Genomic DNA, 20,138 nt, shown 5'->3' on the forward strand with positions numbered 1-20,138 from the left:
GACCTGCCTCAGTTTTTTTCTCGTACACCCATCAGCTCTTTGGTATAGGCCAGGCCGATGTTGTCGAACGCGCGCGGGTAGTTCTGCAGTAGAACGATCACGTTATCGCGGTTGAACTCGTCAGGCAGTGCCCAGCCGTCAACGATCGCCATCAGGTAGTCGGCCTGTGGCTCGATAAGGGACTTTTTGCCTTCGGCACCTTTGCGCAGCTTCTCATCCATGGCGTACAGCTCTTCGAGCGTCTTATGGCGGAAGGTAAAGGTCAGCTTGCCGTCTTCAGCACCGGCGCGCGGAATGCTGGCAGTGGCGGGAAAGGTCGGGTTTGGGATCAGGGAGAATTGGGTCATTTCGGTTCCTTAGAAAAGTGCAGGATGGGGCCGTAAAAAAGCCCGGCGAACCGGGCCAGAGTGGTTAGCTGACCGTGACGACACACGCGCCAGAGGTAATGGTCTTGCCCGCGGCGTCGGTGACTTCGCAGGTGTAAGAGCCAGCATCGCCGGATGCCACAGACGGGATGTTGAACGTCGAGGCCGTTTTGGCCGGGATAGGGGTACCGCCTTTCTTCCACACGTAGGTGTAAGGCGCGGAACCGCCCTGCATGACCACCGCCAGATCCAGCGCCGAGCCAGTAGAGACCGATTTGGTTGCCGGCAGGTCAGTCAGGAAGGCCAGCGGCATAGCAGATGAGTCGGCGATCGGGTAAATCTGCATATCCGATTCGAAGTTCATGCGCGCTTCGTTGCTTTCCACGGCGTTGATTTCGGTACGTGGCACGCGCTGGAACGACACTTTGGCAGAGTAGTAACGATCCGCTTTCCCGCGAGGGTTGTGGAACCAGACCGCCGTGGTGTCGCTGGAGTCGTCCAGGTCGATGAGGCGCTTGTAAATCGCCAGCTGCGGGTCGTGGGCGAACGTATAGACCTGAACCACGGCGTTTTTAAACGTCGGGATGGTACGGGCCTTATCATCTTCCAGGAACTGGACACTGATGGTCTGCTGGTCGCCGCCTTCGGTAGAGAGCGTCATGACCTGAGGCATGGTGATCCACGAGTCGATTTTGCGCAGTGTGCCTGCGCCGGTGCCCGCCGGGAATTTCTTGGTATCGGTGGTATCAAACGCTTCCAGCACAATTTTGGTGCCGGTCACCGATTTAACGCGCAGCACCATGTTATCGAGTTTGAGCCAGCCAGAGCTTACCTGGACGACATCGCCCGCAAGGATCCCGGCAGCGGAGGCAACGGTCAGTTCGCATTCCGTCGCGTTGGAGGCTGCTGTGAAGACAATCGGCGCAAGATAGGCCTTGGCCACGTTCACACGTGACCCGTTAGGGATTGCGAATGCCATTGCATTCTCCTGAATTGAGGGAATAAAAAACCCGCCGGATGGCGGGTCAGTAATCAGCGCGGTACTGCATGCTGACGGGAGTGGTATAAGTGATGGAGCCGCTACTGCCGTTTGGTGCTGATGTAGGGCGATCCTGTACAGGTGGACGTACCTGTGGTGGCCCGTTGATGTAAACCGTCAAATCCCCATCCACCAGCGGCAATCCTTCGGGGAAGGCATCTGCGACCGACGTTGCCAGTCCCCTGGCCTGCGTCACGCCGCTGCCTGCTGGCGCAATGATGTTGAGCTGGAGAATGCCCTGGTACGTACGCAGCTGGCCTTCCAGATCCTGCCCAACGGTCTGAGCAGGTATGATGTAAACGCGCCCGTATGGCGCATTATCCGGGGGAGCGAACGCGATGTTCGGCCAGGCCACCGGCAGGCCAAGCGACGAGCAGATAACCGCAACATGACTCTCAAGCAGGCCAGCGATACGCACTGACTGGTCACTGGCCATTGCGCACCTCGCTCATTGCCTCACGGAACATTTGCGCGGCATCCAGCGCAGTGATACCCACCATGCCGCCGGGCGCCTGACCAGAGTGCCCGTTCTCAAGCGCCGCCGCATAAGGCAGATTATTGGTGAAGTAAATCGAGCTGACCTGGCCCACCCTGAACACCTCGAGCACCGCCATGCCACGGGAGTTTGAACCCTGGCCGGAAGCGTCCGGTGTATCGTTGGACTGAGTAGGCTGGCTGTCGAAACCCACATACCAGTTGTTTTTGAAGCGCCCGCCGACATAGCCCTCAGGCTTTTTGATGTCCATCGAGTCATTTACGCGCAGACCACGCTTAAGCCGTCCCGATTTGGTCAGGTTGGCAGGGTCATCGCGAAGGGCCGCGTTATGCTCCCGCACCGCAGTGTTGTACGCCGTCGCGGTCTGGTTGACCTGCCAGATATCCGGCTGGCCCACCGGGGACATATCAACCAGTTGAGCGAGGATTTTAATGCCCGTCCGGCGCACTACCTGATCCATCTCCTGCTTCGAACTATCCACAAATAACTGAATGGCAGCCAGGAACGGCTGATTAACAGAGCTGGCCATAGTCACACCCTTAACTGAATGTTGTAGGAGATGAGTACATCGGCAGGCTTAACCGGATTAGGCTGCACCACCCGCCATGCTTTGCCGCCGATCTCGATGCGGTCGTCAATACGCACTTCCGTTTCGGCTGTGGCCGCCAGTTTCTTATCACCAGTGGCGATCAGAGAACCATCAATTTCGCGGGCGGAATACTCAGTAATAACACCCGTAACTGTGGCGGTTATTGTAGGCGTGGTGATCTCTTTGCCGAACTGATCGCGGGTAGTGCCGCCACCGCGGGTAAGCGGATAGGTCTTCCCGTTCTCAGTCAGCAGTCGCGTTGCGGTGTTTCGCATGCGTCGGTAGTCGACTGGCATATCACCCCCTTTCGATGCGGATCTGATTGCCACCCACCACCAGCCCGCGCAGCGAGGAATAAAACCAGGGGAATGACGGTGCAGCCTTATTCGTGCCTGGTTCGTACTGGACCGTGACTGCACCCTCTACGCGCTCCATCGTTACCGCACCACCACCAGCAACCGAAGGCGTGAGGTCAATCTCCTGCGATTCGAGAGCCAGGCGGCACTGGGCATCAACCAGGCGCTGTGGGATGGTGTCATCTTGCAGGTCAACGCCGTCGAAGCGCACGCCCGCGCGCGGCCACGATAGCGGCTGTGATGCACTGGAGCGCTGCCCGCGCCATGTCTTGCTTTCCAGATAGTCCATTGCCTGCATCAGCATCTGGCTACATTCGCCATCATCCGCAGGAACGGCATATCCGCGTCCCGCCGCGAACGTGCGCAGGTCAATAACGCTGGCGTAGCTGTTGAAGTCAGGCGAATGGGGATCGGCAACCAGCATGGTTATTCCTCCAGACGCCAGTCCAGCGCCAGCCAGTTATCCACCTCGTCAGGGTGAACCTCAGCGCTCAATGGGCCACCGGGAAATTCTGGTGTATCACGCACCATCACCACCAGATCAATGCTGGCCTGGTCCTGCTGCTGGTCCTGCTGCTGGTCCTGCTGCTGGTCCTGCTGGGCAGGAGTTTGTTCAGCGCCATTCTGCGCGGCAAGCTTTTCAGCCTCACGCTGTGCGCGCTGCTCTTTGGTCAATCCGGCCATCGGGCCTCCTGAATAACAAAGGGGCCGAAGCCCCCTGGGTTAACCCATGATGATGACAGAATGTTCAGGCTGAACAGCTGCCACACCCCACGCCACACCAACCTCATAACGCACCTGGCGGTACTGGCGGTACAACGCGATCTGGAAGGTGATACCAGAGATCGGATCGGTTACGTTCATCACGTCGTCAGCGGTATCGCCGCCTTTTGGCATGGCCGGGGTTCGACACGCCAGCAGGAAGGCGTTACGGTCAAACGCCATGTTAGGCGCGAACTCACTCAGCACAGTGACAGTTGCCTGGTCCGCCAGATCCTTACGCAGGCCCGGCGCGCCGATGGTGATAGTGGAAGAGGTTGCCGCGACCACCATGTACTGGTTGTCATCGCCATCGAACTTCACTGCGGTCCCGGCAGCAATACCGCCAGTGCCAGCAGAGATAGCAACAATGATGTCGCCCTCTTTCTTCGCGCCGTTGACCTTATAGCCCGCCGCAGTGCTTTTCGCGGTGCGCTTGATGTTGGCGGATTCGTGCAGGTTAAAGCCCATCACACGACCAATAATGCCTTCGCGCAGCAGCTGATCGGTACCGGCTTCGTTCGCCTTGAACAGTACGGACTGTTTACCGCGGATGGATGCCATGGCTTCACCGCCCAGCACCATGCGCAGGTCAGTGGTGGGCGCACCGTTATCAGTCAGCACCTGGCGGGCGTTCGCCGCGTCGGACAGGTCATCTTTCACACTGAACGGCGTATCTTTCGGCGCACTGACAGCACGAGAGGATTTGTAGTACAGCGCGGCCAGGTCAGCGTCCATTTCGTTGCTCAGTGCGCGGAATGCCTGAGAGAACTGGTCAGCCAGGACAATGTCATAGGTGCCTGACGGCCCGATGGCAAGCTGCTCTTCACCATTCCATTTGACCGGGGCCATTTTGGATTTGGTGATTTTGACGTCCACGGTACCGATGTTCTGATCACCGTCGTTTGGCGCGGTTGCCGCCGGAGTGATATCAACGGTGGTGGTTTTTGGTGCGACCGGTGCGGTCACGGTTTGGTCTTTAGCCGCGGCATCGGCTTTGGCGTTACGGGCCACCGCCGGGATAAAGCCCACCTGCTCGCGGGATACGCGATTCAGGGCGGTGAAGATGGTTGGGATGAGGCCAGTGAGGGTGTTGGACATGCAGGTTTCCTTTCGGTTAATCAACGATGCTCGTGCCGCCGCCAATTACCGTTTGTTGTTCAACTGGCGGTAAGGCGTCGAAAGCAGCGCGTTTCATGGTTTTCTGCCCGGCCTGATGCTGCGACTGGTGAGAGCCGCCGCCGCTGTTGCCGGACGCTTTGAGGATGTAGTCTTTCTGCGGATGCAACTCGACCAGGGATTCCAGCGCTTCATCGAAGTCAGCCAGCTCGCCGGGCTTGGTACGGGAGAACACCTTGTTGCCCTGCCCGTCGTAGGCCACGACCTTGCCGTCTTCGATTTTGAAGTTCTGGCCGAAGTGGGAACGCACGAACTCAGCCGGGATCGCCATCTTCTCGGAGATAAATTTCGAACCACCGAAGCGGCCGCCGATCATCTCGTCGTAGAGCTGGGTTTCGAGCTGTTTGGTTTTACCGTTCGCTTCGTCCAGCTGCTGCTGGAATACCTTGGTGATCTCGGCCTTCACCTGGTCAACGGCGCCAGCGTCGATCAGTTTCTTCTGGTCGATTTTGGTCATCATTTCCAGGGCCTCAAGCGCCTTAGTCGGGTCGGAGATGCCAGCGAATTTCGCGAGGCTGGCTTCCGCCGCCTCCTTCGCTTCGCGGTGGGTTTTGGCCTCACCGTTCAGGGAAGTGATTTTGGTCATCGCTGCGGCTGCATCGAACGGGAACTCCTTGCCGTCATCATGGACGTACACAGGCATACCGTTTTCAACAACCACATTTCCGTTAGCATCGAGTTTGAGTTTCATTGTTTTGCTCCAGCCTTCCGGCCATTGGTTATGGGTCATCCGACCCGGTCACCGCGTCGCATCCGCTCAGCGGCAGGCATAAAAAAAGCTGCCCGGAGGCAGCCTTGATGTTGATTAGGGTTGTGTTATTCAAACGCCGACGCATCCACGCGGCGCAGTTCGTCCAGAGTCAGGAACTCCCCGCGGTCGTTAAACATCTCGGGTACCGTGATTTTGCCGTCACGCAGCATCTGCGCCCGGGTTACACCCAGCACCTGCTCCTGTCGCGCGTATGGCTGCCGGGCGAGCCAGTCGGCATAGCTGGTATGCGCTGGTACCTGCCCGTCCATCGAGGCGCGCGTGGCGCTGCTCAGCTCATCACGGGGAATCTTTAGTTCTTCCCACGACTTCGTGATCAGGATTTCACCGGAGCGGCAGCAGAAGTGAATTTTGCCGGGGCCACGCAGATACGGCACCACATGCCCCAGCGGCTTGCCGTCGAGGGTGTAGAGCTTGCGGTCGCGGATGATGCACCACTGGCTGGTATGCGTATCCAGCGTGGATGACCACTGCTTGGCCTTGACGATATCGCTGTTGGCCTGGGCAAACTCCTGCCGCGCCGTAGCGGCCATATGATTCACTGCGGTGCGGGTCACCACCGCCAGGTCACGCCGGGATGCGTTGATCACCCCATCTTCACGGTTAAGTTTTGGCGTGCCGGCAACGCGCCGGACAATCTGCTCTACCGTTTCGCCCTGGAGGAAACCGGAGCGCACGGCATTGGTGATTTTGTCCAGCCGGTCGGCTTCAAGATTCTGGCCCCACTCCTTCAGCAATCTCCCCTGGAATGGCTGCGCTGCTGCTGCGGCGTAGACCTGCTCGGGTGCAATGCTCTGCAGCGGAACGTGTTTCAGGATCTGCTGCGGGATGATGCTGCTGAACAGGTCCAGTTGATACCCGGCCTCATATTCAACGTAGCGCGTCAGTTCGCGTGCCAGCGCCGCGTTAACCGGTTCGTAGGCCTGCTGATTAAGTTCACGCACACCAGCCAGCAGCGATGCCAGGCGACGGGCGCTGTAGGTATCCGCCCGTTTGCCGTCCAGAAGCACCAGCAGTTTCGCTGCCAGCTCTGCATCCAGTTTGTTCAGCAGCGCCACCATGCGCCGGGCGATGCCAGTGCCGTAGCGCGTCACATACAGGCCATGCGCTATCGTCTCATCCTGCAGGCGGTCGTTGACGGAGCGGGCCATATTACACCTCGCCCGGTGACGGTTCGTTCAACGAGGCTGATTCTGCCAGCAACTCATCAAGGACTTTCTCAGGGTCGGCATCAGCATCAATCAGGTTGAGCTTCTGCAGGGCTTTAATGGCATCAATACGACGGAGGTCACCACCCTGGCGCAGGGACTGAATAGCCAGCGCTGCCGGAGGGTTGAACTCATTCGACTCAACATCCAGCTCAGTACGGACATCAACGTTGCCGCCCTCTTTCTCACCGATGTACTCGGCCATGATTTGCAGGATGTTGTCGATCGCATCCTCCAGGCTGGTCGCCATGGTGTAGAGCGGGGACTGCTCCTGCATTTTCTCTTCAGAGGTCTGGTCTACGGACTTCGTCGAGGTATTGTCGGTGCGCAGCAGCTTCGCGCCAGCCTGGCGCATCTGCTCCACCAGTTCAGCCAGCGACTCTTTGCCAGCGCCGATAGAGGAACCGGTGTGCTCAACGTACTCGAGGCCTTGCGTCTGCCTATCAGTGAAAGAAGTCGCGGAAGAGGAGCCGATCGTCAGCTCTTCTCCCTGCTCCAGCCCGAACACGGTGAGGATCGGCACCCGGGCGACGTGGAGGATGTTGTCCTGCTCGCTCTGGCTCTGCCAGTGCTTGACGTTCAGCAGCGCCATGTTGAGCAGCGGCGGTGAACCGCACATGAAGCCGGTGCGCTTGGTGTAGAGCGTGACCAGGGTGATATCTCGACGGGAGGTTGCCCACTCTTCATGCTTTTGCCAGTTTGATTCACCCTGACCACCAGCGGTCTTTCGATAGATTTCGACCTTTCCCGGCGTCAGGAGGCGGATCTGTTCGACTTTCGTCTGCCCGAAGTCGTCACCGTCTTCGACCACCACCTCTTTGATGCGCAGCGACGTGAGCACGACCTTGCCGCCAGTCATCTTCGACTTCCAGCCGATCACCTGGCGGGGATTCAGCATGGTGACGTACGGGCGTGCACCGGTGGCCTTCTCATCCGCCTTGGTCTTCACCTGTTCGCGGTCAACGCGGGGGTAGTCCACCAGCGCATGGGAGAGGCCATACTGCATCGCCAGGCTGAAGAACGACTGCGCCCATACATCCAGGCGGGTGCCTTCAAGGTCCACGTCTTTTGCGAACTCACGCAACTGGTCCGGCACGTTTTCGCCCAACTGGATTGGCTCAGCGAACACACGCCCGACGTTCTGGTTGATCGTCTCTTCGTAGGCAGGGAGAAGCGTGGCTACTGCCAGGCGCTTTTTGTAATCCTCTTTGTCTTCCTTCGGCCAGCGCGGCAGATAGGCATCACCCAGCTGGCGCATGTACAGCGTACCGCCCATCAAAGCGTCGTTAATGTCCCACGCCTGCACCATGTTCCCATAGTCCAGATTGGGTGTTGAAATATCAGGCATGGTCTTACATCCGTAGTTTGGTGACTTTGCCAGTTGGTTTGATGATCGGGAATTGCTTCACGATGTAGTAACCACCAGCATCATTGGGGTGATCGTTATCAGCGGATTTATCCGGCTCGCCATTCGCCGCCCATACCTGCTGTTCCAGGCTGTCGGTGTATACCGGGCAACGGGTCACGTTAACTTTGTAGCGGCGCTCTCCGTTGCCGTTGCAGAACATGGCGTTCACGGAGTTAATGCGATCCTTCACGGGCGGGTTGGCGGCGTTCACCACCACGCTGAACCCGGCCTGTTTGAGCTGCGCGATATCCGTGGCGCTGGCGTTGTTCGATTTGCGCGAATCGCCGGAAGCATCGGGATAGATGTAAATCTGACGAGAGGCGACGTAACGTCCGCCCTCATAGCGCCAGAACTCCTCCTGGATGCGCTTAATCATCGCTGGCGTGTCATAAACCTTCACCAGCTCCCGTACAGCTCTCGGTTCTCCGTCACGCAGCACATGGACGATGGCTGCCATCTTGCCAACGTTAAAGTCCATGCCGATATACAGTGGTTCGCCTGCCTGCTCCTCATCAGTACAGCCGTTAAGCTGGCGATCGAACTGGTGATAGATGGTGCCGCTGGTCAGGTTGGTGAATTTCCCGCGCAAATACGCCTTAATCAGTTCTGGCGGATAGGAGTCCATCAGCGAAGGGATGTAATCGTGGGGAAGGTTCGCTTCATTATCGAACGTTGAGGCCTGTATCAGGCCATACAGCGTCGCCAGTTCAGGCTTATCGCGCACAGCTTTAACAAACTGCTGGTAGACGAACTTAAAGCCCTCTGGCGTGGTGGTCACATCGATGCCGTTACGCAGGCCGTCAACCTTGTAGCGCATACGAGCGATGATTTTTCGCCATGCCTGCTGCGCTTTTGCGGCAGCCATAACGTCCAGTTCATCAACCATCGCGTTGCCGATTTTGAAGCCGACAATAGAGCCTGGCTTCTCCATCGAACGGCAGATAGTCGTTCCGCGGTACTGACGCCCGGCGTAGAAGTGAACCTCTTTGTTCCCCTCGTTGATTTTGACGTTCATGCCCCAGTCGAAAGCCACCTCTTCCACTGTCGGATAGAAGATGTCACGGATCTGCGGATAGGTCGGCGCGAAGTAGCCCTGGTTGATTTTGGGGAACTCCCACATCCCCTTGCAGATGCCGCCGCAGCCAACCCACGTCTTACCGGAACCGAACCCGGCAACGTAGGCCTTAAACTTATGCGGCATTGCGAGAAAACGCGCCTGGGGAACGTTAAGCGTCGGCGCTATCATCACGAACCCTCGCGTCTACCACGTTAATGTTGATTGCAACTGGTGCAGGAACATCATCATCAGGATCGGCTGCCAGCTCTTTGCGGAGTTTTTCTATCTCCAGTTGCCGGCGCTCAATTTCAATCTGCTGCAGACGCTGCGCAAACTCGCTATCGGCCAGGCCAAGCCGCTTCATCACGGCTTCATACATGCGCTCGCGGCTTATGGCTGTTATCTCAACGCCATTCTTACCCAGCTTCACGCCGGAATAAGCCAGGGCAGCATCAGGAGGAAGTTTCCGGGTATCCGCGAAGTATGGCTGCCCTATTCCATCGCCATTGCAGCGTGGACAATCAGGGTTAGGCTCCCGGTTGTGGTCGTAGCCATAACCACCCACATCGACTGGCTCACGCTTATCGCGTTCTGTTGCTTCCAGCCTCTTCTCTTCAAACTCCACCATATCGCGCCACTGATATTGATGACCGAAGCCCCAGCAATAACGGCAGGCACCGCGACGATACTGTGAAAGCTGGTTTGCATCGAAGGTGGCGAGTTGCCACATCTGGGAGAGGACTTCATCGGCACTGCCGAGAGTGCGCTCAATGGACGCTTTCTGCTGACGCTCGATCGCCTGTGCAACTGAAGTTTTCTTAAGTAGCTGATGACCTATCTGATCCGCGGTCTTTGTACTGTACCCCGCCCGAATAGCTGCCTGTGTGGCATTGCGATCCTTCAGGTATTCTGCGACGAAAAGTCTTTGCTGGGCCGTCAAGCCATCATCATCCACCAGCTCAACTGCGCACTTTTCCTTTTGCGCAGTGCGCACTTTCTTCTGCGCAGTTTTTTGCGCAGTTTGCGCAGTAGGCTTTTTGATGTGTCGGCGTGCGGTTGCATAATTCAGTCCCTGCGCTTCACACCACTCCTTTGGTGATACGCCGGTTACGGCATGGTCGGACAGGAACCGTTGCTGAAGCACGCCCCAGTCCGGTTTTACCATGGTCATATTCCTTTTGTTATAGCCATTAAAAAAGCCACCCTGAGGTGGCCTTTGTGATGGCAATAAAAGGGCCGCCTTAGCAACCCCTTCTTTGAAGATATGATTATAGAAGTTTAATTTTCACGTCATAACCTTCCAGACCTGTCATCGCTTCACGAGCAACAAACTGAATGTCAGAGACTTCTTTTCCTGTTTTTTTTCTTAACTCTGAAATTTTTTTTGTGATCAAAGCGGAAATTTCTTCCTCGGCCTTTTGTGTAAGGACATCAACTTTCATTTGGGCCTCTTCTGGTTTACTCATATTCCTATTCTCCAGCAAGGTGATAGTTGTTGAAATACTATCCTCTACTATAAGTGTTTATAAATTATATACTAATAATGTTCTTGTCGCTGCATACACCTACCAAACCCTTGCTTTCCTCGTTGGATGGAAACCCTGATAGGTTGGTCTGTGAAAAAAAAGCCCCTGCATCACTGCAAGGGCTTTGGGCATATGGTGCCGGGTGCCTCCCGGAGAGTCGTTGGGATAACCACCCGTGACTCGCTGCTTCAGTCGTTCACGATGAGCGCCAGTGTAGAAGAGCCATCGGTTAATTAGCCCCTCCGCTTAGGGGGATTCACCAAAGTTTGTTTCCAGCATGGACATGAAAAAGCGCTCAATCATCGAAATGCCAGTAGCTATGCCCGGGCGTTGATGGCACTCCATTCACAGATACTTTTTCACTGCGTTTGAAACTTCTTCCTGAGTAAGTTCTCGGTCAGAAGCAACACAAATCTCGACATGATCCCCTGTCAGTGAATGAATTCCGGTAAGCATTATTTTTAGGGAGACTTCATCACCGTTTGGGTAGCTTCGAACAATTGATGTTACAGGCTTAAGTACATTTGCGACCTCGACCTGCTGCGAATTGAAGAAAACCAGTACTTTTTTCATGAATTTGCCTTAATCCCGTCTTGCGTCTGTTTAAGGCAGATATCGCTTTGACTTCAGATAACCGCAAATGTTTAGGATAGGCCACTCTATTGTGTGGCCTCTGTAAGTATTGCATGCCATTCACTCCGCCATGCTCCGGGGCCACTGGATAGAGTCATAACTAAACGGCACCCAATACACCTGCAAGATTGATAATCTATACAGGATGGATTGAGTCTATATGTAAAAAAAAAATCGACACATCTAAAAAAGATTTAGTTATGTTTGTATCGTTCTATAAGATATATGAGCGCACTAAAGCTGGAATCAAAGTGTAATCCACTACTTATAACGAAACTTCAGAGATACCATTTCAAAGCTCATAGCCGGTGAGCTTTGAAATGGCTAATGGTTATCTTGTCGGAGGATTCATCGTTAGGCGCACTCGCAAATGCGCCATTATATAGTTATTGAACATCAGTGCCTTTGCGTTTAGCTTTAACCTCTTCTACTGCTTTTTTAACGATGCCACATATTTCTTCAGCGCCATCAGGGCAGTAATGGTTGTACTTCCCGCCCTTATTCATTACCCGCCGTACATCATTCACGACTCCATCTAGGCTCAGGCCTGCATCCTCATTAAGGGATAGGACTACCAGTAACGTCTGTTGAAGAAGCTTTTCTTTATCGTTTAGCAAAATTCCACCCCGTTCAAAGTTGTCAGACTTTAAATGTAGACTGAATTACCTTAGACATTGCTCTCTGACGTACTGCTGCAGTCCGGCTAGTTGCTTTGTGGCGGTTTCGATCCGCTCTCTGAGGGTGAAATAATCCCGTTCAGCGGAGTCAGTAAGTCGGGGGCTGCTGCCATCATCCATGCTGGTGGTGCTGGGCGCTCCGTTCGCGGGGCACTTGGCGTTGATGCGCAACCCACATTTGCCAGTGCTAACGCAACGCTGCAGATCATCCAGCTGCTTTTTCGCATCTGCGAGTTCTCCTGTGTACTTGGCATCGAGTGCGGCAACATCTCGCTGACGTGTTTGCATGTCGGTGATTGTGGTATTCGCCAGAACAAGACTCTGCTCAGCAGCATCAGCGCGCAACCGTTCCGTCTGATACTTATCGTGATAGTGGCTTGCAGACCAGATGATGCCGCCCAGCACGCTCACCGCGAGCGCGAAAATAATTATCCGGTAGTGGATCTTCATGACTTACCCCACATGCAGACTTCACGCTCAATCTCCCGCCGGGTGATGAGGCCCTTCCACTGCTTATCACCGGCGTACGTCCAGCGCTGCAGCTCTTTGCACGCGCCCGGAACATCGCCAGCATTCAGTTTTTTCAGCAGCGTGGAGTGACTAAACGCGCCAGCGCCCACGTTGTAGGTAAACGAGTAAAGCGCTGCCCGGGTAGGCTCAGGGATGCGGACCTTGATTAGCAGGTCAATAGCCTTTGCCACCTTACCCAGATCGGATTGCAGCAGGGCATCGCACTCTTTGTCGGTGTAACGGTGACCGCGTCGAACGTCTGCGCCGGTATGTCCATCACATACAGTCCAGACTCCAACGACATCCTGATATGCGTAATACCGCCGCCCTTCCAGCCCGTCAGCATTACCCAGCATGACAGCGGCAATGGTTATTGCGCCCGATCCGCCTAGGATGGCCTTCACGAGCTTACTTTTCAGCGTCGGGTCCATTCTGGCTCCTGTCGCGGCGATTACTTTCGCGGATTTTGAAGTACAAATTTGTCAGGTACGTAAGAACAGCGACAACTATGCCCACCAGCACGCCGATGGCGTTCCACTGCTCAGGGCTGTATGCGTTAAGAATGCCGTTCAACACACTCCCCGCAGAGGCGCCGTAAGCTGCGCCGGTGGTTAATTTATCCATGCGTAACATCTCTCACCTCCGATGGGTCCGGGGTGCTGTGCAGTGTAAAAGGTTCAGGCTCTCCGGATGAATTAACGGCAGTCCTTGATGGGGTTTCCGGGAGCCTGAAATAAAAAAGGCCCGCTTTTCAGCAGGCCTAACTGAGTTGGAAATCTAAGAAGGTAGTCGTGTAATCTTACCATTATCCGTGCAACAGCTGTGTCGAGCAGCGCCACTGACCGATCAGGATGTCCGGCGAAAGGTTCTGGCCTGGCTCACAATTTGAAGGTAGCAGCAGTTTCGAAGCGGGAATAAAAAAAGCCTGTCCGGAAGAACAGGCTCAAAAAGCACTTACCAGGTTACATACAGGTGCCGGGTGCCTCCCGGTGACTCGTTACCAGTTATACGAGCCGCAAGCACATATACATTAACTGGATTGCCCCACCGCACAGGGGGATTCACCAGATATAAGCCTATACCCTATATTGAAACGCAACGGTGTTTATTTCAAAAATGTGGCGGCGTTAATGGTCCTGATAAAATCTCAGCCTCGCCGTCATCGCAAATATCATCGCCTTGTGTGAGGTGCCAGATACCAGTAATGATTCTTCCTGTTTCAAGGTCTTCAGTTTCGCCGTCAGTGTAATAAGCAACCTGAACTCTGCCGCCGTACTGTATCCAGTAGAATCCTTCTTCCATAATGATTGTCCTCTGCAAGCTCTGATAGAACTCATAAGGATGACATTATCTGATATGTAAAACGGAATCCAGGCTTGCTGTGCGCTACATAACCTACATCAGAGCCGGACGAAGAAGTGCATGAATGGGTGTGATGCCGGGTGCCTCCCGGTGACTCTGCGCCAGACCACAGAACCGCGCTACTCACCTGCCTGTCTAGACGCCCCACCGCATAGGGGGATTCATCACAGGCACAGCCTAGTCGTCTTCCTGCCATAAAGCTATTTTATCTGTATATTTATTCAGTATGAACAACAGAGCATCAGTGCCCTGCTGGCTAAAGTCATGTAAAACATAAAGCTGCCAATAGGCAGCCTGGATTACGTAACAAACACCTTAGCCGCTGAGCTAATTTATTTGCAGGGAAATTTCGACCGTAAAGCTTCAGGGATTACTTTGGTGAATGGTTCGTTAACAGCGCTGGGCGTTGCGATAATGTATTCACTAACCTTTTGCTCAACATGTGCAAGAGAACCGTTCGGGCAATAATCAACTTTTCCACGTCCTGCCTGAAAATCCGCATAATCCTTATCAAGATAAGCAAGGATATAGCCCTTTAAAGTTGCAGCACGAGTTTCTGCATGAGGTTCTTTACTGTGTCCCAGCACAGCTTCTGCTGAAGAGACTTTCTCCGGGTTATACTCTCCCCCTAATACTGATTGCATCTGATTTTGTGCAGCACCAGCAGTCCCTGCAAATACAAGAGCAAGTAAAGAAATTGTCAAAATATTACGGCACATAAAACCAGCCTCGTCGATGAGTATGCTGTAGATCTTATCACCCTCAGAATGACCACACAAACACTGCTGCAATTGACGATATTTTAGGTTAACTTTTCAGCCCCATCGAGAATTTTACCCTGAACCTCAGAGTTAGTAGTCCGTATTTTCTCCAGTTGAGCTAGTGGCAAAAAAAGACCAGCGCTGAGTCGCTGGTCAGGGGTCATGCAGTTGTCTCTGCGTATGGGTGTTTCCCCACCCGAGTGTTGTAAGGGTATCGAGAGCATTATCGAATGCCACCTTAAAATTAGCATCCAAAGGCCAATCCAGACAAAATGGCAAGAGCTTTATGCTTCAATTTTGTGACGAATGAAATACTGGCGGGTGTTCTACGCAAACAAAAAGCCCCACGGTGTTAACCGCAGGGCTTGAAACGAAGGCAATAACCCATCGTTGGGATGAAATTAACACAGATTCGGGAAAAGTAAATAGCTCACGGTTGAAACGTAAGCTATTTCCGTGAGCATTATCGTGTTATCTGCTTAAGCTGCGCTTCTGCCCAGGCTTCTTCGATATCAAATTTCGTGATCAGCTGGTCGTAAAACGGCTTAACCGACTTCTTCCAGGTATCCAGGCTGATTGCATCAGTAATCTGGCAAACAGCTGCATGGGCCTCTGTCGAAGGGATTCGCTCATAACCGCGACCACTGCAGCGCTTACAGGCAGCCAGCACTGGCACGCCCTGCTCCTCTGTGAGTTCCTGATTCACTGCCAGCCCCCTCCCATGACAATCACTACAGGCGCAGCTGACAACCCTCTTCCCTTGGCAGGTCACACATAGAACGCGGGCAACTTCTTTCACCTGGCGCCGGTTCTGATGCTGCGAGGGAATAACCTTCAGTCCCCATTTCTTTGATTTTTGAATGATGTCCTTTGCGCACCCAGACATGCTGGTTTTCATAGTGAACACGTCAGCCTCGATAAACCCCTGCCCCGCGCAGCAATCACAATTTTTCACGCTGGCAGCGCTACGCGAATAGTCTTCAAACGCGAACGTGGCCAGCTGTTGCATTACCAGCGGCTTAACTCCCTCGCTCAGCTTGCGCAGCGCGGCAACCTTATCGCATTTTGTCAGCGCGTATTCGGCCAGCAGCGCGATCGCCCTCTCCCGGTCGTTATGGCTGATCCCCATCTTCCCGAGAAAAGCGCTGTACCCCATGGCGGCGCGTTCCTGCGTCATGCCAATGGCTGCCATGATATCCGTACCGGTCAGAGAATCTGATGCGGTGGCGTGCGGGGAGTCGCTGATCATCGTGGACTTTGCGAAGTGGTATTTCACGGTGTTTTCGAGGTTCATGCTGTGGCTCCTGCCATCAGGTAAATGCGGATAAAGTTACGAAGGATGCGATAGTCCACCAGCACCGTTCCCGGGCGGCGATAAATGCGGAGGCGCAGCCAGCGCATGCGAAGCGATTCGATTAGTTCTGGTTTCATGCTGGCTCCAGCTCGGTGATGGTTAACTCCAGTTTGCCGCCCTTGATGATCGGCATCCGCTTTACGCGGTAATCGTCCACCTGCTGGTCGTCCAGCCAGAACCCGGCTTTTGTCAGCGCGTCGAACGCAGCTTTTTGCAGGTTGTCCAGGTCCCGGCGGCGGCGATCCGGCATGTGGCACTCGATACGGATTTTCACCGGCGTAGCCAGGCCGATATCCAGCATCCCGTCTTTGATGATTTGGGCGACGCGGTCGCGGTAGGCCTGCCCTTCTGTGCTGATATGCGTGCGCCCTCGGTTATGCCGGTAGTAGCGGTTATTGCTCGGCGGCCACGGCAAGCTGATTCGATACTCGCTCATACTTTTACTTTGCCTTCTTTCAGCCAGATAACCTGCGTGCGGGCCATGCCTTCCAGCGCGCACTCCTTTGCATATGCCGCATCAACTAAGCGGGTGCGGCGGTCTATTTCGTCGTGGCAGCTGCTGCAGGCGATGGTGGCGATCAGGTCAGGCGGTTTGATGCCGGTACCGCACAGACCGGCCAGGCGGATATGCGCAAGAACGGACGTTTCAGAATTGCCATTGCACACGCCGGGGATACGTACCTGACATTCGCGGCCACGGGCTTCTTTGCATAGATTTGCCATGATCACCCCCAGACCTTTTGGCGGAAGGTCCGCGGCGTTGGCTCGAGGTACTTAACCTCCTGTCGCTCTACGCTGACGGTCCAGGTAAGGTAATCGCGATTGAGGCTGCGTGTTACAGCTACCCCACGGCGCTGGTACTGCCGCTGAAGTTCATCGGCCTGTTTGGTACTGCATTCGGTGTAGTGGAACCATGATTTCGCCATCTGGTTATCCCCCGAAGCTCATCAGCTGCGCGGCGGCGTTCTCAGCCTCGCGCTGGTCTTTGAATGCCCGTGACAGGATCCAGCGCCACAAAACGTCGAGTGCAGCCCGGTAGAGCTGCTGAAACTCGGTATCGTCCATGTTGGCGAAGGCTATGCTGCGTGGATGCTTGCGAAGAGTGCCGTCAGGCAACTGGATAGCGTCGTAATGCCCGGATTCGATGGTTACCCAGGCGCGATACGCGTCGAAGGACTTGCAGGCGCTGATGCTGCCAGTGCGCTTGTCGGCGATGCGTTCAAGATACTGTTCAGCAGCATCCAGCAGCGCGCCTTCGTTCCCGCCGTATGAAGCGAGGTATTTCGCATAGCCGGTCACCAGCTTGCGTTCGTTGGATGAGATGGCCCCGCCGGTTGGCTCCCAGTATTCGAAGCCGAGATTCAACAGAGCGAAGAAGCGGCGGTGGAAAGCTGGGTTACGGACCTGTTTGAAGTCGGCCACCAGCACCGCGCCGAGCTTGATTTTTGATTGCAGTAATTCGCTGGTCTCCGGCGTGGCGGGGATCAGAATTCCTGAGGATTGCTTGATGAGTTGTAACTGCGCCATGGTGTTCTCCGTGGCGCATCAGGTCAACGGGTGTTCAGTCCGTTGATATCATAATATCAGAGGGTTGAACGAGGCGGTAGCCAAGGCGGCGAAGAAAGCGGGTTCCAGACGACAGATTGAAGATTCCCTCATCCTCCAGCAGCGGGCGGCAGGACACCATCCCATTCCTGGTGTATACGAGGCATCGGCTCTCAAACGGCATGGAACCAATAAGCTTGCCGTCTGAACGTCTGATAATGTCGTACCAGTCATCCTGCTCCTGCTTTTCTTTCACATCAACCTCCTCACTTTGCTATCTACAAATACGCTCTCCCGGCGGGGAGAACTTCACTCCATAGAGCCAAAAATAACAAATGGCGCAAATTTCCTAATAGGTTCGCCGGAAGAAAAATTCATTTTTTCCTGTAGTACTTAAACCATACAACAAAATACTGTATGTATAAACAGTTATCGTTCTTTTAGCGTAAGAATGCCTGTGAAAAGCATGCCTGCAAAGCATGGCACAAGTGCTTGAATAAAATTAATTTTATTAAAAATTGAAGTTTTTACACTCAAATCCGGAGGGATGTGCCTAAGCAAAGCTCTGTTCAGAAAGCGTTCAATTCCACGTAACCAAGCGCAGGCCTAGGCCTGAGGGTATATTGATGCGGTGACACGTTGTGTCAGCATTACAATTTTTTGCAAGACGGTGACTATTTACTACTCAGGCCACTAAAGTTCGTCTGCTGACTGCCGATAATATATGAAATTTTATTTAAGTATGGTGACTAATGATTTTTGAATGTCATAGGTGAGGGCAAAAAATAGACGACATTGCAACTATGCTTTAGCAGTTTAAAGATTGCGCTTTTGTTAACAACAATCATATGATGACGGTAAACATTATTGTCACCTTTAGAAAATAGATTAACAATGTTGTCAGATTAGAGCCAACTTCCTCTAGACGTGGCTGGGTTCTAGAAGTGGCTGGGTTTTATTTCTATAACTTAAATTACTTATCATTACGGCTTTTGCCGAAAAGGAACTCTTATGGGATTGTGGGATAGTATTAAAAGTGCAGCATTAAAAGCTAAATGTGCCGTCGGAATTCATGGCGGTAGTTACAAATTAATTGAGAATGAGACCTGTAAATACTCAAAGATATGCCCGGATTGCCATGAGACTATCAAAACTGAAAAGCATCAACTCGGTAAAGCTGAGTACAAATTCGACTACAAGTGCGTGACGGTCAAAAAATGCATCAAATGTGGACTGGAACAAGAGGGAGAAAAACACGAAGAGTATGAAAACGTAGATGTGGATGATTTTTGCAATGTTAAGCAACGTTGCAGGCGCTGTGGTTCCGAGCGCATCCATGGAAAGGAACATTCATGGTCATCCGCTGGGTCTACCGATACACACCACTTATTTGAATGCATAAAATGCGGTGCTAAATCAGAAGAAAAAAAAGTGAACTTCAAGTCACGTTAATCTCTTCATTCGACACTCCATCTCCGATAACACCCTCTTGGGTTTAGAGAGGAGGCAGTCTTAGGAACCTATTACTAGCATAAAAAATCTACCACAGGATTGCCCCAACAATCTTCTCTGAAGGAGGTCATGACATAGTCTCATCTGATTAGTAATAAAATAATTAAGATGAAATTAAATAGTATTAATATTTTGTCGATTTACGACATTACGTTTGTCTAATCTATCGCGAGGATTGAATGTTAAAGGCATTAGCAACCATCTATGTAAGTGGATTCTTCATCGTCGGTCTTTTTTTGACCTTTTCATCTGATATGACAGCTACTGAATCGATGGATATAGCAGCTGAGTGGCCTTACCGACTTTACAAGTATATTGACCTGTATTTTACAATGAAAGAATACGAAGAAATGAAGTCTAACGGTCTCTGATTGCAAAAACAGCGGCAACAAGGCCGCTGTTAAGTCTGCTGTCCGCCTAATCCAGCGCCCAAAAGCTTTTTAAATCGAACATTGCTAACCCTACCGTACTTCCACTGCATCAGCAATTCTTAGCTCTGCATCTCCATAATTAATGCCTTTCGACTTCAGGGCTCAATCTGTATCGCGATATTTAGTGCAGGCATCCATCGTTTCCCTGATAACTTGCTGATGCATAGCCTTCAGTGCATCCCTCTGCTTCGTCATCTCACGCAACGCCGCGGTGGTGCAGTCCAGCCGCTCCGCCAGACGGGAAACAATCTTCGCCATATCGATGATCGGCGTGTCGCTGCTCATCGTCTTCGCAAACTGATGGCCAACGGCCACCAGCTCTTTGTTGCTCAGTGAATCACTCATGTGATGCTCCTCGGTGCGTGTAACGCTCCATGTCAAAGTCGATAACTGCCCGCTGGTCGCGGAAGACGCCGCAGCGCCCGTGGCGGATAAGTTTCCCCTGCTCTACGGCAGCCCGGATGTATTTCTCGGCAGTGGTGCGGTGCAGGCCGAAAATGGCGACGACATCGTTGGTCGTTACGCGGCCATGCTTTTTCACCAACTCGATAATCCAGGCGATGAACAGGGTGCGTTCGCTATGCGTTTTTGGTCTCGGCATA

Annotated in this window: 30 protein-coding genes and 1 pseudogene; 1 reads left to right on the forward strand and 30 read right to left on the reverse strand. The window is 53.5% G+C overall.

The genetic code is table 11. The features are described from left to right. Positions 1 to 8: 8 nt before the first annotated feature. The 28 genes from ABIE02_RS01175 to ABIE02_RS01310 all read right to left on the reverse strand — a co-directional run bounded on the left by ABIE02_RS01175 (position 9) and on the right by ABIE02_RS01310 (position 17,849). Complete coding sequence (locus ABIE02_RS01175; RefSeq protein ID WP_336994662.1) at positions 9 to 347, reverse strand: phage tail assembly chaperone; 339 nt, start codon at positions 345 to 347, stop codon at positions 9 to 11. A gap of 64 nt (positions 348 to 411) precedes the next feature. After that, positions 412 to 1,344: a phage tail tube protein gene (locus tag ABIE02_RS01180; RefSeq protein WP_336994663.1), complete on the reverse strand. Its 933-nt coding sequence runs from the start codon at positions 1,342 to 1,344 to the stop codon at positions 412 to 414. A gap of 46 nt (positions 1,345 to 1,390) precedes the next feature. After that, a complete protein-coding gene (locus ABIE02_RS01185) occupies positions 1,391 to 1,840 on the reverse strand; it encodes a phage tail terminator-like protein (protein ID WP_336994664.1) in 450 nt (149 codons plus the stop codon). Beyond that, a complete protein-coding gene (locus ABIE02_RS01190) occupies positions 1,830 to 2,429 on the reverse strand; it encodes a hypothetical protein (RefSeq protein WP_336994665.1) in 600 nt (199 codons plus the stop codon). The genes ABIE02_RS01185 and ABIE02_RS01190 overlap by 11 nt, the downstream gene beginning before the upstream one ends. Before the next feature lie 2 nt (positions 2,430 to 2,431). Further along, complete coding sequence (locus ABIE02_RS01195; RefSeq protein ID WP_336994666.1) at positions 2,432 to 2,785, reverse strand: hypothetical protein; 354 nt, start codon at positions 2,783 to 2,785, stop codon at positions 2,432 to 2,434. 1 nt (position 2,786) lies between these two features. After that, positions 2,787 to 3,269 (reverse strand): DnaT-like ssDNA-binding protein, encoded by a 483-nt coding sequence (locus ABIE02_RS01200; protein WP_336994667.1) that lies wholly within the window; start codon positions 3,267 to 3,269, stop codon positions 2,787 to 2,789. A 2-nt stretch (positions 3,270 to 3,271) separates the two neighbouring features. After that, a complete protein-coding gene (locus ABIE02_RS01205) occupies positions 3,272 to 3,529 on the reverse strand; it encodes a hypothetical protein (RefSeq protein WP_429211175.1) in 258 nt (85 codons plus the stop codon). Between the two features lie 39 nt (positions 3,530 to 3,568). Beyond that, the gene (locus tag ABIE02_RS01210; RefSeq protein WP_336994669.1) at positions 3,569 to 4,705 is read right to left on the reverse strand and encodes a P22 phage major capsid protein family protein; all 1,137 of its coding nucleotides are present in this window, start codon (positions 4,703 to 4,705) and stop codon (positions 3,569 to 3,571) included. A 16-nt stretch (positions 4,706 to 4,721) separates the two neighbouring features. Further along, a complete protein-coding gene (locus tag ABIE02_RS01215) occupies positions 4,722 to 5,474 on the reverse strand; it encodes a DUF6651 domain-containing protein (RefSeq protein ID WP_336994670.1) in 753 nt (250 codons plus the stop codon). A gap of 125 nt (positions 5,475 to 5,599) precedes the next feature. Next, on the reverse strand, positions 5,600 to 6,703 hold the full coding sequence (locus ABIE02_RS01220) for a phage minor head protein (protein WP_336994671.1): 1,104 nt from the start codon (positions 6,701 to 6,703) through the stop codon (positions 5,600 to 5,602). Between the two features lies 1 nt (position 6,704). Then, complete coding sequence (locus ABIE02_RS01225; RefSeq protein WP_336994672.1) at positions 6,705 to 8,108, reverse strand: DUF4055 domain-containing protein; 1,404 nt, start codon at positions 8,106 to 8,108, stop codon at positions 6,705 to 6,707. Positions 8,109 to 8,112: 4 nt separating this feature from the next. Continuing rightward, positions 8,113 to 9,417, reverse strand: coding sequence for a terminase large subunit domain-containing protein (locus ABIE02_RS01230; RefSeq protein WP_126508590.1), 1,305 nt, complete (start codon positions 9,415 to 9,417; stop codon positions 8,113 to 8,115). After that, positions 9,395 to 10,390 carry a terminase small subunit gene (locus ABIE02_RS01235; RefSeq protein WP_336994673.1) on the reverse strand — a complete coding sequence of 332 codons (996 nt, stop codon included), beginning with the start codon at positions 10,388 to 10,390 and terminating at the stop codon, positions 9,395 to 9,397. The genes ABIE02_RS01230 and ABIE02_RS01235 overlap by 23 nt, the downstream gene beginning before the upstream one ends. 103 nt (positions 10,391 to 10,493) lie before the next feature. Then, positions 10,494 to 10,667 (reverse strand): GnsA/GnsB family addiction module toxin, encoded by a 174-nt coding sequence (locus tag ABIE02_RS01240; RefSeq protein WP_336994749.1) that lies wholly within the window; start codon positions 10,665 to 10,667, stop codon positions 10,494 to 10,496. A 429-nt stretch (positions 10,668 to 11,096) separates the two neighbouring features. Further along, positions 11,097 to 11,324 (reverse strand): hypothetical protein, encoded by a 228-nt coding sequence (locus ABIE02_RS01245; RefSeq protein WP_336994674.1) that lies wholly within the window; start codon positions 11,322 to 11,324, stop codon positions 11,097 to 11,099. A gap of 446 nt (positions 11,325 to 11,770) precedes the next feature. Then, positions 11,771 to 12,001, reverse strand: a complete 231-nt coding sequence (locus ABIE02_RS01250) for a hypothetical protein (protein WP_336994675.1) — start codon at positions 11,999 to 12,001, stop codon at positions 11,771 to 11,773. 45 nt (positions 12,002 to 12,046) lie between these two features. After that, positions 12,047 to 12,511, reverse strand: a complete 465-nt coding sequence (locus ABIE02_RS01255) for a lysis protein (RefSeq protein WP_336994676.1) — start codon at positions 12,509 to 12,511, stop codon at positions 12,047 to 12,049. Next, positions 12,508 to 13,002, reverse strand: coding sequence for a lysozyme (locus tag ABIE02_RS01260; protein WP_336994677.1), 495 nt, complete (start codon positions 13,000 to 13,002; stop codon positions 12,508 to 12,510). The genes ABIE02_RS01255 and ABIE02_RS01260 overlap by 4 nt, the downstream gene beginning before the upstream one ends. Continuing rightward, complete coding sequence (locus tag ABIE02_RS01265; protein ID WP_336994678.1) at positions 12,980 to 13,204, reverse strand: class II holin family protein; 225 nt, start codon at positions 13,202 to 13,204, stop codon at positions 12,980 to 12,982. The genes ABIE02_RS01260 and ABIE02_RS01265 overlap by 23 nt, the downstream gene beginning before the upstream one ends. Before the next feature lie 477 nt (positions 13,205 to 13,681). Continuing rightward, positions 13,682 to 13,873 (reverse strand): hypothetical protein, encoded by a 192-nt coding sequence (locus ABIE02_RS01270; protein WP_336994679.1) that lies wholly within the window; start codon positions 13,871 to 13,873, stop codon positions 13,682 to 13,684. 392 nt (positions 13,874 to 14,265) lie between these two features. Continuing rightward, entirely contained in the window at positions 14,266 to 14,652 is a 387-nt protein-coding gene (locus ABIE02_RS01275; RefSeq protein WP_336994680.1) for a Rap1a/Tai family immunity protein, read from the reverse strand. Positions 14,653 to 15,157: 505 nt separating this feature from the next. Further along, positions 15,158 to 15,988 carry an antitermination protein gene (locus ABIE02_RS01280; RefSeq protein ID WP_336994681.1) on the reverse strand — a complete coding sequence of 277 codons (831 nt, stop codon included), beginning with the start codon at positions 15,986 to 15,988 and terminating at the stop codon, positions 15,158 to 15,160. Next, entirely contained in the window at positions 15,985 to 16,125 is a 141-nt protein-coding gene (locus ABIE02_RS01285) for a YlcG family protein (RefSeq protein WP_336994682.1), read from the reverse strand. Before ABIE02_RS01285 ends, ABIE02_RS01280 begins: the two co-directional genes overlap by 4 nt. Continuing rightward, positions 16,122 to 16,484 (reverse strand): crossover junction endodeoxyribonuclease RusA, encoded by a 363-nt coding sequence (rusA, locus tag ABIE02_RS01290; RefSeq protein ID WP_336994683.1) that lies wholly within the window; start codon positions 16,482 to 16,484, stop codon positions 16,122 to 16,124. Before rusA ends, ABIE02_RS01285 begins: the two co-directional genes overlap by 4 nt. Next, positions 16,481 to 16,771, reverse strand: coding sequence for a DUF1364 domain-containing protein (locus ABIE02_RS01295; RefSeq protein WP_164540234.1), 291 nt, complete (start codon positions 16,769 to 16,771; stop codon positions 16,481 to 16,483). The genes rusA and ABIE02_RS01295 overlap by 4 nt, the downstream gene beginning before the upstream one ends. Before the next feature lie 2 nt (positions 16,772 to 16,773). Beyond that, positions 16,774 to 16,974, reverse strand: a complete 201-nt coding sequence (locus tag ABIE02_RS01300; protein WP_336994684.1) for a hypothetical protein — start codon at positions 16,972 to 16,974, stop codon at positions 16,774 to 16,776. 4 nt (positions 16,975 to 16,978) lie between these two features. Then, the gene (locus tag ABIE02_RS01305) at positions 16,979 to 17,575 is read right to left on the reverse strand and encodes a DUF1367 family protein (RefSeq protein WP_336994685.1); all 597 of its coding nucleotides are present in this window, start codon (positions 17,573 to 17,575) and stop codon (positions 16,979 to 16,981) included. A gap of 34 nt (positions 17,576 to 17,609) precedes the next feature. Beyond that, positions 17,610 to 17,849, reverse strand: a complete 240-nt coding sequence (locus ABIE02_RS01310) for a hypothetical protein (protein WP_059308090.1) — start codon at positions 17,847 to 17,849, stop codon at positions 17,610 to 17,612. A gap of 755 nt (positions 17,850 to 18,604) precedes the next feature. On the opposite strand from ABIE02_RS01310, the gene ABIE02_RS01315 reads away from it, so the two are divergent. Next, a complete protein-coding gene (locus ABIE02_RS01315; RefSeq protein ID WP_156424705.1) occupies positions 18,605 to 19,045 on the forward strand; it encodes a hypothetical protein in 441 nt (146 codons plus the stop codon). A 593-nt stretch (positions 19,046 to 19,638) separates the two neighbouring features. Here ABIE02_RS01315 and ABIE02_RS01320 read toward each other — a convergent pair. Both ABIE02_RS01320 and ABIE02_RS01325 read right to left on the reverse strand, forming a co-directional pair. Further along, the gene (locus tag ABIE02_RS01320; RefSeq protein WP_336994686.1) at positions 19,639 to 19,881 is read right to left on the reverse strand and encodes a hypothetical protein; all 243 of its coding nucleotides are present in this window, start codon (positions 19,879 to 19,881) and stop codon (positions 19,639 to 19,641) included. 16 nt (positions 19,882 to 19,897) lie between these two features. Next, positions 19,898 to 20,137: pseudogene (locus ABIE02_RS01325) on the reverse strand (DUF977 family protein); the annotation flags it as partial. Position 20,138 lies beyond the last annotated feature (1 nt).

This window comes from Leclercia sp. 1548 (assembly GCF_050435045.1).
In the GTDB taxonomy this organism is placed as follows: Bacteria; Pseudomonadota; Gammaproteobacteria; order Enterobacterales; family Enterobacteriaceae; genus Enterobacter; species Enterobacter adecarboxylatus.